Annotated in this window: 14 protein-coding genes; 10 read left to right on the top strand and 4 right to left on the bottom strand. The window is 51.7% G+C overall.

Annotated elements, in window-relative coordinates; genetic code table 11:
* Positions 1-186: 186 nt before the first annotated feature.
* Both EYB31_RS01465 and EYB31_RS01460 read right to left on the bottom strand, forming a co-directional pair.
* Positions 187-1,155 (bottom strand): formylglycine-generating enzyme family protein, encoded by a 969-nt coding sequence (locus EYB31_RS01465; protein ID WP_131011481.1) that lies wholly within the window; start codon positions 1,153-1,155, stop codon positions 187-189.
* A gap of 40 nt (positions 1,156-1,195) precedes the next feature.
* Entirely contained in the window at positions 1,196-2,398 is a 1,203-nt protein-coding gene (locus tag EYB31_RS01460) for an ROK family protein (RefSeq protein WP_131011480.1), read from the bottom strand.
* Between the two features lie 181 nt (positions 2,399-2,579).
* Between EYB31_RS01460 and EYB31_RS01455 the strand changes: the two genes are divergently transcribed.
* The 3 genes from EYB31_RS01455 to EYB31_RS01445 all read left to right on the top strand — a co-directional run bounded on the left by EYB31_RS01455 (position 2,580) and on the right by EYB31_RS01445 (position 5,131).
* Positions 2,580-3,314, top strand: a complete 735-nt coding sequence (locus tag EYB31_RS01455; RefSeq protein ID WP_170318199.1) for a class I SAM-dependent methyltransferase — start codon at positions 2,580-2,582, stop codon at positions 3,312-3,314.
* A gap of 7 nt (positions 3,315-3,321) precedes the next feature.
* Positions 3,322-4,305, top strand: coding sequence for an MBL fold metallo-hydrolase (locus EYB31_RS01450; RefSeq protein ID WP_131011478.1), 984 nt, complete (start codon positions 3,322-3,324; stop codon positions 4,303-4,305).
* A 94-nt stretch (positions 4,306-4,399) separates the two neighbouring features.
* A complete protein-coding gene (locus EYB31_RS01445; protein WP_131011477.1) occupies positions 4,400-5,131 on the top strand; it encodes an HAD family hydrolase in 732 nt (243 codons plus the stop codon).
* A 116-nt stretch (positions 5,132-5,247) separates the two neighbouring features.
* Here EYB31_RS01445 and EYB31_RS01440 read toward each other — a convergent pair whose 3' ends face one another.
* Complete coding sequence (locus EYB31_RS01440; RefSeq protein WP_165452142.1) at positions 5,248-6,126, bottom strand: sensor domain-containing diguanylate cyclase; 879 nt, start codon at positions 6,124-6,126, stop codon at positions 5,248-5,250.
* A gap of 437 nt (positions 6,127-6,563) precedes the next feature.
* On the opposite strand from EYB31_RS01440, the gene EYB31_RS01435 reads away from it, so the two are divergent.
* The 3 genes from EYB31_RS01435 (at position 6,564) to EYB31_RS01425 (ending at position 9,200) form a co-directional block, all read left to right on the top strand.
* Positions 6,564-7,613, top strand: coding sequence for a GerMN domain-containing protein (locus EYB31_RS01435; RefSeq protein WP_131011475.1), 1,050 nt, complete (start codon positions 6,564-6,566; stop codon positions 7,611-7,613).
* A gap of 215 nt (positions 7,614-7,828) precedes the next feature.
* A complete protein-coding gene (rph, locus tag EYB31_RS01430; protein ID WP_131011474.1) occupies positions 7,829-8,587 on the top strand; it encodes a ribonuclease PH in 759 nt (252 codons plus the stop codon).
* Positions 8,574-9,200 (top strand): XTP/dITP diphosphatase, encoded by a 627-nt coding sequence (locus EYB31_RS01425; protein ID WP_131011473.1) that lies wholly within the window; start codon positions 8,574-8,576, stop codon positions 9,198-9,200. The genes rph and EYB31_RS01425 overlap by 14 nt, the downstream gene beginning before the upstream one ends.
* 620 nt (positions 9,201-9,820) lie before the next feature.
* On the opposite strand, the gene asnB is transcribed toward EYB31_RS01425, so the two are convergent.
* Positions 9,821-11,665: an asparagine synthase (glutamine-hydrolyzing) gene (gene asnB, locus EYB31_RS01420; protein WP_131011472.1), complete on the bottom strand. Its 1,845-nt coding sequence runs from the start codon at positions 11,663-11,665 to the stop codon at positions 9,821-9,823.
* 221 nt (positions 11,666-11,886) lie between these two features.
* Here asnB and EYB31_RS01415 point away from each other — a divergent pair, with 221 nt between their 5' ends.
* The 4 genes from EYB31_RS01415 to tig all read left to right on the top strand — a co-directional run bounded on the left by EYB31_RS01415 (position 11,887) and on the right by tig (position 15,060).
* Positions 11,887-12,186, top strand: coding sequence for a DUF5658 family protein (locus EYB31_RS01415; protein ID WP_131011471.1), 300 nt, complete (start codon positions 11,887-11,889; stop codon positions 12,184-12,186).
* Positions 12,187-12,210: 24 nt separating this feature from the next.
* Positions 12,211-12,561 carry a hypothetical protein gene (locus EYB31_RS01410; RefSeq protein ID WP_131011470.1) on the top strand — a complete coding sequence of 117 codons (351 nt, stop codon included), beginning with the start codon at positions 12,211-12,213 and terminating at the stop codon, positions 12,559-12,561.
* A 116-nt stretch (positions 12,562-12,677) separates the two neighbouring features.
* On the top strand, positions 12,678-13,586 hold the full coding sequence (locus EYB31_RS01405; protein WP_131011469.1) for a hypothetical protein: 909 nt from the start codon (positions 12,678-12,680) through the stop codon (positions 13,584-13,586).
* A 169-nt stretch (positions 13,587-13,755) separates the two neighbouring features.
* Positions 13,756-15,060, top strand: coding sequence for a trigger factor (gene tig / locus EYB31_RS01400; protein WP_131011468.1), 1,305 nt, complete (start codon positions 13,756-13,758; stop codon positions 15,058-15,060).
* Positions 15,061-15,209: the final 149 nt, after the last annotated feature.

Raw genomic sequence — 15,209 nt, 5'->3', positions numbered from 1 at the left:
AACCGGCTAGCTGTCCGCATCACAACGTTCTAAAAGAGACGGGTCAACTTGTGTCTGAATTGTGAAGTAGCTTCATTATAAGGCAGGCGATGTCTGGAAACATTAAAGAAAGCTGAAAATAACTTAAAATATTTAGTGAACCTAAACTAAAGGCTTGCGTATCATTTATCTCCGGAATGATGCGCCTTATTCGGCGTCCGCCACACAGCGAAAGCCCATATTGCCCGTCGAACTGTCCGGTGTATTTGCAGTCCGGGCAGCTACGCGGTAACGGTTGCAATACGATTTATGGCATAAATAAGAGCCGCCGCGCATCGAGCGGGATTGACCGGCGGACGGGCCTTTCGGGTTGATGGCGGTCGAACGCAAATGATAGTCCCGGCTGAACCAGTCGGAGCACCACTCCCACACATTGCCGGACACGTTGTACAGACCGTAGCCGTTGGGCTCAAACGAGCGGACGGGCGCCGTTCCCGCATAACCGTCGCTTTGGTTGTTTTTGTCAGGAAACTTGCCTTGCCAAATATTGCACATATGTTTGCCGTCAGGTTTCAGAATATCCCCCCACGGATAACGCTTTTGCTCCAATCCGCCTCTAGCGGCATATTCCCACTCCGCTTCGGTCGGAAGCCGTTTGCCCGCCCACTGGCAATAAGCCATGGCGTCGTTCCACGAGACATGGGTAACGGGATGATCCATCCGGTCCTCAATATGTGAATCCGGTCCTTCAGGATGGTTCCAGTCGGCTCCTTCCACATTCCACCACCACGGCGTTTGTTGTACTTTGAACTTGACCTGCTCGGCGGTTTCCGGCGAAACAAACAAGTGAAACACAAACGACCAGCCGAATTTCTGCGCATCCGTTTTGTATCCGGTTGCATCGATAAATCGTTTGAACTCTTCGTTGGTCACCGTGCACGGGTCGATATAAAACGAGTCGATTGTAACGGGACGAACGGGCCCTTCGCCGTCTTGAGGGAAACCTTCCTGATCGTCTGTACCCATTAGAAACTGTCCGCCGGGGATATAAATCATACCCTCGGTCGATTTTTTTCCGGCTGCAGCCGGTATGATGATTTCTGCGGGGGCGTTATCCGTTACACCTGCCGCTGAACGGCTCGCCGAGCAGCAGGATGGTTTAGCCGATTGATCCATATGAATTCCTCGCTTTCTTCCAGTTCGTATTAACTGACGGTTATTCGGTCAACTGATTCAGCACCATGACCGCAGCGCCGGTTACCAATGCTTCTTCGCCAAGAATGCCTTGGCTGAATTCCACTTGATAGGTCGGATAATAATAAGTGTTGCGCAGAGCAACCTCGGTGGAAACCTGGAAAAACAAAGGATGGCTGCTGATGAGCGTGCCGCCTAATATGACTTTTTCCGGGTGCAGAATGTTCAGCAGGTTGGACAGTCCGATTCCAAAGTACGTCGCGGCCTGGGTCATGATTTCAACCGTCAATGGGTCGTTGTCCGCAAGCGCTTGGACAATATGGCCGAATCTGATTTTTTCCGCATGGGGCTCCAAATCAAGCAGGGAGCTTCGCCTACCTTGCTTCAGCTTCGCTTGGGCTTCCAATTCTATCGCCTGAATGGAGGCGTAAGCTTCCAGACTCCCATAGTTGCTGGTGCTGGAGAGCCGTTTGCCGTCGGATTGAATCACCATTTGGCCGATGGACCCCTCCATATCGACGGCCCCATACACGAGTTTTCCCCCTGTCATCATAGATGAACGCAGGCCGACGGCGGCGTGAATATACAACAGATGTTTGGTTTCGAGATGATGTTCTGCCCAATATTCCCCCAAAATAGCGGCGTTAGCGCCGTTGTCCAGCAAAATCGGAAAATCGAACCGTTGTTCGAAATATTTCGTTACCTCTACTTGATTCCAGCCTTGCGCAGGGAAATAAAGCGGCTCGAGAATCGTTCCTTGCACCCGGTCGAGCGGACCGACAGCCCCGATTCCCAATCCGAGCATGTCCTTCTCGGAGATGCCTCGGCGCACCATCATGCTGCGGATCGCTAACGTGATCTCGCCAAACAGCTGCTCGGGCGTCATCGTCTCGGTCATCTGCCACTTTTTGGATTCCAGCTTGTTCATATGCAAATCGCACAATACAAGCTTCGACGTAATTCGCGATATTTCCAATCCGAGCACATACGCATAAGCCGGATTGGTCTGGTACAGGATCGGACGGCGCCCGCCTGTAGATTCGCCGAGCCCCGCCTCTACGATTAGATTTTGCGAAGTCAGCTCTTCCAATGTCCGGGTCAGCGTGCTGCCGGTCATCTTGCTTTGCTCCAGCAAATCAATTTTGGAAACGATGCCCTGCTTGCGAATAAGATCGTACACTTCTTTATTTTTGCGGGTGGCGATGCGGTCTTGCAGACGATTCATGAACAGCCCTCACTACCGTGAATTTGCTCCATTATACCACTTGTAGCGGCTTGTAAACCAGATGAATAAATTCGCATCCCTTCCGCGCGGCATGCCCCCGCTCTGCAAATTATGGTACAATAGCAAGAACGGATATAGTGATACATATTTAAAACGACAGCATGGCTAGGAGATGAAGTTCGTGTCAGACTGGTTTACAAAAAGTTTCGGAAACGATTACCTGATCGTTTACAAGCATCGTGATTATGAAGGGGCATACCGCGAGGTGAAGCGGATGATCGATTGGCTGCAGCTGCCGCAAGGTGCCAAAGTGCTTGACTTGTGCTGCGGAATGGGCCGCCATTCGCTTGCGCTGGATGAGTGCGGTTACAATGTGACCGGGGTCGATTTGTCCGACGTGCTGCTGCACGAAGCCCGCCGAAAAGATGAAACTTCGCGTGTACGCTGGGTGAAAGGCGATATGAGGAATGTCCCGATCGAAGAATCGTTTGACGCCGTTGTAAATTTATTTACGTCATTTGGTTATTTCAACGAAGATGAAGAAAATGCCAAAGTGTTTCGGGAGATGGACCGGCTTCTGAAGCCGGGAGGCAAATTTATTATCGACTTTTTGAATCCGGACGTCGTAGCCGCTGCTCTGGTGCCCGAATCGCAGCGCAATGAAGGAAGATTAACGATTCGCGAGTCGCGCCGCATAGAAGAGGATTATGTCCGCAAGCGGATCACCATCTCGGAGCCCGGGCAGACGGAACGGTATTACGAAGAGCAGGTGAAGTTGTACCGGCCGGAGCAGTTCCGGCATTTCATGGCCGAGACGAACCTGACCATCGGTCAGCTGTACGGGGGATACGATGCCTCCGCATATCATCCTGCATCGTCTCCAAGGTCTATTTACGTAGGATACAAGAAGGGATAAAGCCGCCATGGTTCAGTCATTCGTCATTCAGCATACGCCGGAAATAACGCAAATCAAAGTGCCTCTTCCGTTTCCTCTCAGATGGGTAAACAGCTACGCCATTCGCGGAAGCGGCGGATGGACCGTGATCGATCCGGGGCTTCGTACGGCGGAAGCCGAATCGCTTTGGGATACCGTCCTGCAGTCGCTTGGAGCCCATTTCGAGGATATCGAGCAGGTTGTGCTGACCCATCATCACCCTGATCATTACGGGCTTGCCGGATATTTTCAAGAGCGCTCGGGTGCGCCGGTCTATTTATCGTCCGCAGGATACGATCAAACGCTTCGGCTCTGGGGAGCCGGTCAACCGATGACAAGCGAGCTGCTTGGGTTATTCGAACGGCACGGCTTGGATTCGGAGAAGCTGCAGCCGATGCGCGAGCATATGGACGGCTTTATTCCATCGGTATCTCCCGCTCCGCGGGTCACCTTCATGAAACCGGGCGAGCAGGTGCGTCTCGGCGACCGGAGTTATGCCGCCATTCATACGCCGGGGCATGCGATGGGGCATCTGGTCTTCTACGACGAGTCGGAGCAGATCATGTTTTGCGGCGATCATGTGCTTCCGCAAATTACCCCCAACGTCAGCTATTTGCCCGGCGGAATCGACGAGAACCCGCTTGACTCGTTCCTTCGCAGTTTGGAGGAAATCGGCCGTTATGCCGTAAGAAAAGCGTATCCCGGCCATCGCGAGCCGTTTGAGCGGTTTTCCGAGCGCACTGCGGACATTATCCGCCATCATCATCAGCGGCTGGAGCAGATGGCGGCCATGCTGGATGTTCCGAAAACGGCATATGAAGTATGCCGCGGCACATTTGGAGACAAGCTGTCGTTCCATCAGTTGCGGTTCGCCCTTTCGGAAACGCTCGCTCATCTCATTTACTTAAACAAGCAAGGCGTAATTGAACAGACCGCCGATCAGACGGGCGTTATCCGTTACTTGAAGGCGTAAAAACACGGCTGCGGAATAATTCTCCATGGTAGAGCAAACGCTAGGATAAAAGCCTATTACCGGCGATTTACTCTACCCGATCTGGAGAATAACGATGAATAAGCAATTTATTATTTTTAACCTTGACGATACGCTCGCGCATTGCAATAAATATTTTGATGAAGTGATCAAGAAATTCGGCGATCTCGCGAGCAGCTGGTTTCCGGCGGATGTGGCGGATAAACAACAAATTTTGGAGAAGCAGCTAGAAATCGACTTGGCGAGCGTAAAGCAGCACGGCATAACTTCCGAGCATTTCCCGCAATCGTTTATCGATACGTATGTATTCTTCAGCGGCAAGATGGGCGAGGGGCCGGATCCTGGCAAAATGAAGATGCTTCAAGAGCTGGGGGAGAGCGTATACGATGCCGAGGTGGAGCCGTTTCCTTACATGTATGAAACGCTTGACACGTTAAAGGACGAAGGGCACGAGTTGTTTCTGCATACGGGCGGGGACCCGCGGATTCAGAACAAAAAAATCAGCCAGCTGGAGCTGGCTGCTTATTTCGATAACCGTGTATTTATATCGACGTTTAAAGATACGCATGCGCTGGATCATATTTTAAAACAATACCCGTTTGAGAAAAGGCGCACCTGGATGGTCGGCAACTCGATTAGAACCGATATTATTCCCGGATTGGAGAACGGCATTAACGTGATTTACATTCCCGCCGAGCATGAATGGGAGTATAATGTCACCGATATTACCGCCGAACCTCAAGGGGCTCATCTGACGCTGCATTCGCTGAACGATGTGCCCGAGGCGATCCAGCAGCATTCCCAGTAACGTACATTAAAGCAGCTATAGCGGATAAAAACGATAAACGGCTCTGCCGCAGCGATGCGAACAGAGCCGTTTTTTAGCCGTTCCGTTGTTCCATAGTTGAAAAGACGTAGGGTGGCCTAATGGTACAACTGAAAACAGTTTTTGCCGCATTTCTTGGACATGTACATCGCCGAGTCGGCCATTTGCATCAGCGTTTCGCCATTTTGGCTGTCGTCCGGGTAGATAGCCGCCCCAATGCTGCAGCCAATCGTGATCTCATACGATTGAATATAAATGAGCTGGCTCAGCGAATCGATCATGCGGCGGGCTATTTTCTCAATGTCCGAGTTAGCTTCAAATTGCTGCAGCAGCACGATGAATTCGTCTCCGCCGAGCCTGCACACCGTATCGGGATCCCGCAAACTGTTAATAAGCCGCGATGCGGTAATTTTCAGCAGTTGATCGCCGATATTGTGGCCGTACGTATCGTTGATGCTTTTGAAGTCGTCCAGATCGAGGTACAGCAGCGCGATTCTACGCTCATACCGTTTGGCCGAAAGCAGCGCTTGATGGTAACGATCCTGAAACAAGCGGCGGTTGGGCAAACCGGTCAGGGGATCGTAATAAGCCATACGCGCCAGCTCGCCTTCGATCCGCCTTTGCTCGGAAATATTGCGAATCGTCATCACCGAATAGAAAGCATCTCCGTTCAAGCGCACCGGATTAATCACGCTTTCCACCCACAGTATGCCGCCGTCCTGCTGATTGTAGCGGTATTGGAGCGTAATCGGCCGGTTTCCTTCGCAGGCACTCTCCCAGCTCTTGCGCAACAGCAAAACGTCTCCTTCAAATACCCCGTAATTGTACGGCTTATTTTCCAGCGACGCCGGACTTTCCCCGATAAAGGCTTCAGAGGAAGGCGAGGCAAACAGAATCCGCCCTTCTTCATCCACTAAAAGCAGCAAATCCGTCGTGTGATCGATTAGCATACGCTGTAGATTCGATTGAAAACTCACATCCACACACCCCACCACACCTCAAGTACGGCCAGAAAAAAAACTACTCGAAATAGAGTAGTTTCGCTACCAGCTCGCTGACACTTATTTCGGTACTTCATACGCTAATGAAATGTCTTATGCCGAATGTATGATGAAAGAGTTTGTGATTACAGCTTCCTATTTGCTTCTTAATTTACAACACGGTGCCTAACGTTCTTATTATAAATGATTTCAACGGTACAACACAATGTGTTTCATGGACAAATTGTAGTCATATTTCCCCGGGGGGCTCGTATACATGAAGTAAAACAATAAGCACATCTTGCGAAGCCGGCTTGGGTTCCACCAAACAAGGAAGATGCTGACAGGGTCCGTTTTGGCCGGCGCATTCACTTGAGCAGACGGCTTACGAAGCCAGCTTCGGCTGGCCAAAAATGTTACGAGGAGGAACAAACATGAGAAAACCATTCAAATGGGTGCGATGGGCTGCGGTAACGGGAATGGTTGTGCTGGTGGCGTCAGGATGTTCTTGGCCGGGCAGTAAAAGCGGGAAGCCGTCGATCGATCCTCCGCCGACCGGTGCGGACACCGCTGCCGGCGTACAAGCTGTCCCTGCCAGTACAAGTCCCTTCAGCATGATGCAGGTGACGATTTACGCCAAAGACGACAAGGGGTTTGTCGCACCGGTGACCATTGATTTGCCCAAGACGGAATCCGTCGCCAAGAAAGCGCTGGAGTACATGGTCGACGGAGGACCGGGCGGCAAGTCGCTCCCGGCAGGCTTCACCGAATTGATCCCGCAAGGAACGGAAATCAAGGCGATTAATATCATGAAGGATAAAAAGCTGGCGATCGTCGATTTTTCCAAACGGTTCACCGACTACAATCTGCAGGATGAACGGAAAATATTAGAAGCGATCACCTGGACGATGACCGGGTTTCCTTCCGTAGAGAAGGTTCAGCTATGGGTGGAAGGCAAGGCGCTGAAAGAAATGCCGGTGAACGGTACGCCGCTTGACGAGCCGCTCGGCCGCACTATGGGCATTAACATAGAGAAACCGGAAAGCGTGGAGTACGGGCAATCGACTCCGGTCACACTGTACTTCCTCAGCCAGGGCAAAAACAACTACCAGTATTACGTTCCCGTTACCCGGCTTGTCAAACGGACGGACAATATCGCTCAAGCGGTCGTCGACCAGCTGATAGCCGGCCCAGACGCCAAGAAAGGTCTTGCCGCCGTATTTGCCTCCGGGGCGGAGGTGCTTCAATTAAAGCAGGCTGACGACCTGATTACCGTGAACTTCTCCGATAAGCTGCTTGGCCCCGACAAGAAAGCTCCTGCGGAAGGGCTGAAGGCTGTGGTGCTGTCGCTGACGGAAAACGCCGGGTTGCAGACGAAAGTGCAGGTTATGGTCAATGGGGATATGAAGGTGAGCACGACCGACAATCAGAGCTACGCTAAGCCGGTGAGCCGTCCCAGCAATTTGAATCAGATCAAAATGTAACGAGCGGCGGGAGCTTTTTGCTCCCGCTGTTTTTTTCGTATACAATATAAGCAGCGCTTATATCCGTGAAGTCATCACGGAAAAACTGCAAATTCCGCAAATTTGCAGAATAAAACTTAACCAAGCAGAAGCTTACGAAGCCAGCTTTACTTCGTAAAGCTCAGCAAATGCTTACGAAGCCAGCTTTACTTCGTAAAGCTTTTAGGAGGAACGGCATGAAAAGAAGCGACGGCAGACAAACAAATGAGCCGCGGCCAATTAAGATTACGACCCATTACAACAAGCACGCGGAGGGCTCTGTGCTGATCGAGGTGGGCGATACCAAAGTGATTTGCACCGCTACGGTTGAAGACAGAGTGCCTCCTTTTATGAAGGGACAAGGCAAGGGCTGGGTGACTGCAGAATATTCCATGCTTCCCCGGGCGACGCAAGTGCGCAACCAGCGGGAAGCGGCCAAAGGCAAGCTGGGAGGAAGAACGATGGAAATTCAGCGTTTGATCGGCAGAGCGCTGCGCTCCGTTGTGGATCTGGAGGTGCTGGGCGAACGTTCGATTACGCTGGACTGCGATGTCATTCAGGCTGACGGGGGAACAAGAACGACATCGATTACCGGCGCGTTTGTTGCTATGGCGATGGCTCTGGACAAAGTTGCGAGAGAACGGAAGCTGGCCAAATTTCCGATCACCGACTTTCTTGGCGCGATCAGCGTTGGCGTCGTTCAAGGCACTCCTTGCCTCGATCTCAATTATGAAGAGGACTCGCAGGCCAAAGTCGATATGAATGTGGTGATGACCGGGAACGGCAAATTTGTGGAAGTGCAGGGCACCGGGGAAGATTCTCCGTTCTCCCGCCAGGAGCTGGACGAACTGCTTCGCCTTGCGGAAGAAGGCATTCTTGGCCTGATTGAAGTTCAACGAGAGGCGTTGGGCCCTATTGCCGGCCTCATCGGGAACTTGGCTCATGCTGACAAATAAAGAGCTGGTGATTGCTACAAGAAACCAAGGCAAAGTGAAGGAATTTGCCGCGCTTTTTCAACAAAAGGGTTATGCGGTGAAAAGTTTGGCCGATTTTAACGACATGCCGGACATTGTGGAAGATGGCGATACCTTTGCGGCCAATGCGCTGATTAAAGCCACCGTGATTGCAAAGGTATTGAAGCTACCCGTCTTAGCAGACGACTCCGGCTTATGCGTAGACCGGCTGGGCGGCGATCCGGGCGTATATTCCGCCAGATATGCAGGGCCGGGTGCAAGCGATTCGGACAATAACCGCAAGCTGCTGGACGAGCTGGCGGCACTGCCCGCTCTGGAAGGGGAGGACGCCTTCGCATCGGGTGCACTGAGTGCAGCCCGCTTCGTATGCGCGTTGGTGCTCGTCGACGAGCATGGCCATACCGTCGCTTCCGCAGAGGAGGCGTGTCCGGGTGAAATCCTTCCGGCTCCGCAGGGGGCTGGCGGCTTTGGTTACGATCCTTTGTTTTATATTCCGGAGCTTGGCAAAACCATGGCCGAACTGAGCGTCGATGAAAAAAACGAATACAGCCACCGGGGCAAAGCGATCCGGTCGCTGTGGACGCAGCTTCCTTAATCAAACGGACCGACTTAGGGCGGCTTGTGCGGCAGGAATTGGAGCGGTTTGGTGCGGAGGTGCCCAGGTGCGCTCCCGATGTTGTCAGGTTAAGAAGTCGATTTTGGAGAAGCTCCTCTCTAACGGACACCAGCGCTGCAATCTACACAAAATCTGAGGTTTGCTCCATGTAACGGACGCCATCGCTCTTATTCGTCTTGCCATCGCGGTTTCCCCGACATTTTTGGGCAAATAAAGGCGCACCTGTCCTTTAAAAAGGAAAACCTCGAATTTTTGGCCAAATAAAGGCGCACCAGTCCGTTAGAGTTGGAGCATGGCGTTCGCGCACCAGTCCGTTAGCACTGGAGCATGGCGTTCGCGCACCAGTCCGTTAGAGTTGGAGCGTGGCGTTCGCGCACCTGTCCGTTAGAGTTGGAGCATGGCGTTCGCGCACCAGTCCGTTAGCACTGGAGCATGGCGTTCGCGCACCTGTCCATCAGCATTAGAGCATGGCGTTCGCGCACCAGTCCGTTAGCACTGGAGCAGACATGACGTTCGCATGCATAAAACCAACCATAGCAAAGCCCGGATTCCGCAGCTTGGCAGCTTCCGCGGAATTCGGGCCGGTTTCTTTTATCCGATTAGCGAATGGCAACCTTGTAAGTCCGCAGCCATGTATCGACTTGGTACAAATAAGCGAACATTTGCGGGCCTGTCATCAACTGGCCGAACCACGGCAAGTTGAACTGATTGTTATCTTCGCTTGCGAGCTCGCGGATTTTATCGACTTTGATGAACTGCAGGAGCGGCGACGACGAATCGTCCAAGATGTCCAGCACTTGCTTTTTTACCGCTGCCGTATATTCGGGATTGTGGGTTTTCGGATATGGGCTTTTTTTGCGGGTCAAGACGTCTTCCGGCAGCAAGCCTTTTAAGGCGCGCCGCAAAATGCCCTTCTCCCTGTCGCCCGCCGTCTTCATCTCCCACGGGATGTTCCATACATATTCGACCAAACGATGGTCGCAGAAGGGGACGCGCACTTCCAGACCAACCGCCATGCTCATCCGGTCCTTGCGGTCCAGCAGCGTTGGCATGAAACGGGTGATGTTTAGGTAGGACATTTCCCGCATCCGGTTTTGCTGCGCGTTTTCGCCGGCCAGTCGGGGGACTTCGTTCAGCGCTTGCTGGTACCGGTCCTGTACATATTGCTCCGGCTTCACCCAGTCCGCAAGCTCCGGGGACAGCAGACTAACCCGGTCCTTTAGGAAAAGCGACCAGGGGAACGTACCTGCGTTCAGCGCATCCTCCCGGTGAAACCACGGATAACCGCCGAACACTTCGTCGGCCGCTTCGCCCGAGATCGCCACAGTCGCTTTCTTCTTAATTTCGCGGCAAAACAAATAAAGCGATCCGTCGACGTCGGCCATGCCGGGCAAATCCCGCGCAAGCGTGGCAGGCTTCAAGGAATCGACAAGCTCGGGAGTATCAAAAAAGCTATAGTGGTGCACCGTGCCGAGATGCTCGGTCATACGTTTGATCCACGGAGCGTCGGAGTTGGGCTGAAAGGCGTTTTCCTTAAAATGCTTGTCGTTGTCGACATAATCGACGGAATGGGTATGAAGCGGGCCTTGCCCGGTTTCTTGATAATAACTTGCGGCGATAGCGGTCAGCGCGCTGGAATCCAGCCCGCCCGATAAGAGGGTGCAGATCGGCACGTCGGAGATCAGCTGCCGTCTTACCGTATCGATCAATAACTCGCGAACCTTTTGGGCGGTCGTTTCAAGGTCGTCCGTATGTTCCTTGCTTTCCAGCTTCCAATAAGCGCGGATGTTAAAGCCGTTGCGGTCCATCAAAGCGCAGTGGCCGGGCTTCAGCTCGTTTAAGTTGCGGTAGACGCCATGTCCGGGCGTTCTCGCAGGGCCTACGGCGAAAATCTCGGCAAGTCCCTCGCCGCTGATTTGCGGCTGAACGTCGGGATGGGCGAGGATCGATTTGGGCTCCGACCCGAAAATAAGCCGGCCTTCCGAATACGTATAAAAAAGCGGCTTGACTCCCAGGCGGTCCCGGACGAGGAACAGCGATTGCTCCTCCGAGTTCCAGATGCCAAATGCGAAGATGCCGTTTAACCGCTCGACGCAGGCACGGCCCCATTCCATATATGCCGTGAGCAGCACCTCGGTGTCGCAGGTCGTGGTGAATACGCGCCCGCGCAGCTCCAGTTCCTTGCGCAGCTCCAGTGCGTTGTATATTTCGCCGTTGTATACAATAGTAAATGTGGTGTCTCCTTGCTTGCGGATCATCGGCTGCGCGCCGTTCGCCGGATCCATCACGCTCAGGCGCCGATGGCCCAAAGCGCAGTGCTGCGTTATCCAGGTGCCGGAAGCATCGGGTCCGCGCTGGGCTAAGGTGCATGTCATATTTTCCAAGACGGACGGAAAACGTGTTAAATCTTTGTGCCAATCAATCCATCCGGTTATCCCGCACATAATCTTCATCCTTTCTTGAAGGGGTAAGAGCAGCACGCACCCGCAAAACCTTGATACGATGATTAAGGTTATGCGTGCAAAGATGATAAAATGTCTGTCCCGCTTAAGGAAGGGATAGACAAAACCTGGTTTTCCCTATAAACTACGGTTACGGTGTATAGAAATCGGCGAATTATACCATTCTAACTTTTAAGACGGTAATTTAAAGAGGGAATGGCTTCATGCGCGATCTACGTTACGCCATGGTGTTCCTGTTTGCGGCGAATGCGGCGGATACCGTGCTAACCGATGCGGGCTTGCGGCTGCAACTGGTCACCGAACTGAACCCGCTGATGAATATGCTGTATCACAGCGGCATCCACTGGTTTTATCTGGTCAAGCTATCGCTGTCTGTTGCGGTGCTTTGGGTTGTCCCCAAAGTGGCGCAGTCACGCGTAGTCAAGCCGTTTTACCAACTGGCCTGCCTCGTCTACGCAGGAGCGCTGGCTCTGCATTTACTTTGGCTGGCAGAGCAAATATAAACTCGTCATAAGGTGGTCGATAACATGCCTAAATTTATCTTATTCTCCAAACAACAAAACGACTATAAACTGGCCAAGGATCGCTTTGATAAAAGCAATAAGGATTTCGAGAAAAAGCTTGCTACCGTAAAGCTGCTTGGGACGCCGACGCAGGAGAAGGTCGAAGAGCTGCTTGAGCAAACCGGTCTGCATACGGCTCTGAACGAACTCAGCGCGGCGGAAAACGCTCTGATTGAGTGGTCGCATGAAATGATTAAGGATCAATCGGATTATGTCAACAATAAAGAAGTGATCGATACGATGTATGCGAATATTCATCGTGATCCGCAAACAAGAGCGAAGCTGATTCAAGCGGCTATGAAAATTACCAAATAGTTTGGGTGTCAAAAGCAGGGACCTCCTAGAATATACGGGGGTCCCTTTGATTTCCATGGCAGATTCGGGTACACTTGCTTCAAAGCTTTGCTGCCTTTAAGAGGAGGAGGTGGAACATGGGCGAAACGCAGAACGACAAGATCATTTTGTTTCCGAAAACGATCGAATATTACCAAGTGGAAATTACGCGGCTGCTGGAGGCCGAGAAATATCGCGAAGCGATGCGGGTGCTCCGGTTTTTGCTGCAATGTCAAAGCGGCAGTTCAGAGACGTCGCAGGAATGGCTCGCTTTGCTGAATTGGCTGGAAATGGTGCATCCGGAAGGGGCATACGATCAGGAAGAGCAAGATGAGCCGGAGCTTAGCGAGTCGGATCTGCTACATTTGTCGGTGCAGCAAAAAACGGAGACGGACGGCTTGTACGCGGAAAAACTGCTGCTTTCGCTGGAACGGTCGGATTCCCCGGATAAGCAGGTCATGGCGCTGGAACAGCTCGTTTATCTGAATCATCCGCGGATTGACGATGTCATCATCCGCTGGCTGACAACGGAGGAGATGCACCCGGCCATTCAATTTAAAGGGCTACAGGTGTTGAAAAGGCGAGGTGTCAGCGGCCCGATCGAGCTGGAGAAATGGAACGAAACCGTCGTGCTCGAAATTGCCGAGACACCCGCGAATATTGACGAATTTCCGTCGCAAACGCTCGAAATTGTGCAGCGGATCCAGAAAATAAGCGAAGTGACTCAACCCACTTTGGTTTATTTTGCCGAAGAAACGTGGCATGAGTTTTTAGCTTTTGCGTATGGGACATCCATCTATCGGCAATTATTGAAACATGAGCCCGAGATGGCGGATATTTGGGCTGCGGCGCTTCATCTAACGCTGCAGGAGGCGATGACGGCGAGCGGCAGCAAAGAGGAGATTCTCGAGCTTTACGGGATAACAAGCGACATGGCTTTTTATTGGGAGCAGACCTACCGGGTAATGAAGCAGTATATGCGATTGATTGGACCTGCGGGCATGTAATTGCGTTAAGAATACGGGACCACGTACCGTCAGGTTGACTACTAGCTTGAAAACGAAATCTTTTATGTTATAATGGAATGGTTATATTGGCATCTGGACAACCTTAATAATAATCCGGCTGCCTGAACGTGAAAAAGTTACGGACAATTTTTGGAGGGGAAAGCATAAAATGAAAGCAAGCTGGGAAAAGATAGAGAAGAACGTTGGCGTTCTTGATATTGAGGTAGAAGCGGAACAAGTGGCCACTGCCCTGGACAAAGCCTTTAAGAAAGTATCCGCAAAGGTGAACGTACCGGGTTTCCGCAAAGGCAAAGTGCCTCGGGCAATTTTTGAAGCAAGATTTGGTGTGGAAAGTTTGTATCAAGAAGCGCTTGACATCATCGTTCCTGAGTCTTATATCGAAGCTGTGAACGAAGCAGGGATCTTCCCGGTTGATCGTCCGGAAGTGGACGTAGAGCAATTCGCTAAAGGCCAGACGCTGAAATTCAAAGCTAAAGTAACCGTTAAGCCGGAAGTTGAGCTTGGTGAATATAAAGGCATTGAAGTTGCTGAAGAGGAAGCCAAAGTAACGGCCGAAGAAATCGACGAGGAACTTTCCCGTCTGCAGCAGCGTCATGCCGAATTGATTCCTGTGGAAGGCGACGAAGCTGCGCAAAACGGCGACGTGGTATCCATCGATTTCGAAGGTTTCGTCGACGGCGAAGCGTTTGAAGGCGGTACTGCCGAGAAGTATTCCCTGGAACTGGGTTCCGGTTCGTTTATTCCAGGCTTTGAAGAGCAAGTTGTCGGTTTGAAAAAAGGCGAGCAAAAAGACGTTAACGTCACTTTCCCGGAAGAGTACCATGCCGAGAATTTGAAAGGCAAAGCTGCTGTGTTCAAAGTTACTTTGCATGACATCAAACGTAAAAATCTGCCTGCCCTGGACGACGAGTTTGCGATGGACGTCAGTGAATTCGAAACGCTGGAAGAATTCAAGAAAGATCTTGAAAGCAAACTTCAGGAACGTAAAAATTCCGAAGCGCAAGGCAAGCTGCAAAGCGCTGTATTGGAGAAAGTATCCGCGGCTGCAACCATTGAAATTCCTCCGGTCATGATCGAAGATGAAGCCGATCAAATGCTGAAGGAATATGAGAACCGCTTGCGTATGCAAGGCCTCAGCCTTGACATGTACTATCAATTCACGGGTCAAACAGCTGACGTTTTGAAAGCGGGCTGGCGTGAAGACGCTGAGAAACGCGTTCGCAACAACCTGGTTCTTGAAGCGGTGGCAAAAGCCGAGAATATCGAAGTTTCTGACGAAGAGCTTAAGTCGGAGCTTGAAGCTATGGCGCCGGCATACAACCGTTCCGCTGAAGAATTGGAGCGCATTCTTGCAGCTAACGGCAACCTGGAAAGCCTCAGAGTTGATCTGGTTACAAGAAAAGCAACTCAATTCCTTGTTGACAACAGCAAGAAAGTTGCAACCGTAGCTTAACACATCTTAAAAAAACATCTACAGGCACGTGGCATGTTCGGCGTGCCTTTGTTTTACCCTTTAATAAGGGCTCGGTGTCCATATCCGTGCGTTGACCGCGGAATTCCTGTAAATGCTATGATTTACAGGTCGTACATACATACGCTTGA

The sequence above is a fragment of the Paenibacillus thalictri genome (assembly GCF_004307995.1).
Lineage (GTDB): Bacteria > Bacillota > Bacilli > Paenibacillales > NBRC-103111 > Paenibacillus_AF > Paenibacillus_AF thalictri.
This window is presented reverse-complemented; position numbering and strand designations above follow the sequence as displayed.

Coding starts and splice junctions, on each gene's coding strand:
- EYB31_RS01465 (WP_131011481.1), bottom strand. CDS start 1,155: ATGGATCAATCGGCTAAACCATCCTGCTGCTCGGCGAGCCGTTCAGCG.
- EYB31_RS01460 (WP_131011480.1), bottom strand. CDS start 2,398: ATGAATCGTCTGCAAGACCGCATCGCCACCCGCAAAAATAAAGAAGTG.
- EYB31_RS01450 (WP_131011478.1), top strand. CDS start 3,322: ATGGTTCAGTCATTCGTCATTCAGCATACGCCGGAAATAACGCAAATC.
- EYB31_RS01445 (WP_131011477.1), top strand. CDS start 4,400: ATGAATAAGCAATTTATTATTTTTAACCTTGACGATACGCTCGCGCAT.
- EYB31_RS01435 (WP_131011475.1), top strand. CDS start 6,564: ATGAGAAAACCATTCAAATGGGTGCGATGGGCTGCGGTAACGGGAATG.
- rph (WP_131011474.1), top strand. CDS start 7,829: ATGAAAAGAAGCGACGGCAGACAAACAAATGAGCCGCGGCCAATTAAG.
- EYB31_RS01425 (WP_131011473.1), top strand. CDS start 8,574: ATGCTGACAAATAAAGAGCTGGTGATTGCTACAAGAAACCAAGGCAAA.
- asnB (WP_131011472.1), bottom strand. CDS start 11,665: ATGTGCGGGATAACCGGATGGATTGATTGGCACAAAGATTTAACACGT.
- EYB31_RS01415 (WP_131011471.1), top strand. CDS start 11,887: ATGCGCGATCTACGTTACGCCATGGTGTTCCTGTTTGCGGCGAATGCG.
- EYB31_RS01410 (WP_131011470.1), top strand. CDS start 12,211: ATGCCTAAATTTATCTTATTCTCCAAACAACAAAACGACTATAAACTG.
- EYB31_RS01405 (WP_131011469.1), top strand. CDS start 12,678: ATGGGCGAAACGCAGAACGACAAGATCATTTTGTTTCCGAAAACGATC.
- tig (WP_131011468.1), top strand. CDS start 13,756: ATGAAAGCAAGCTGGGAAAAGATAGAGAAGAACGTTGGCGTTCTTGAT.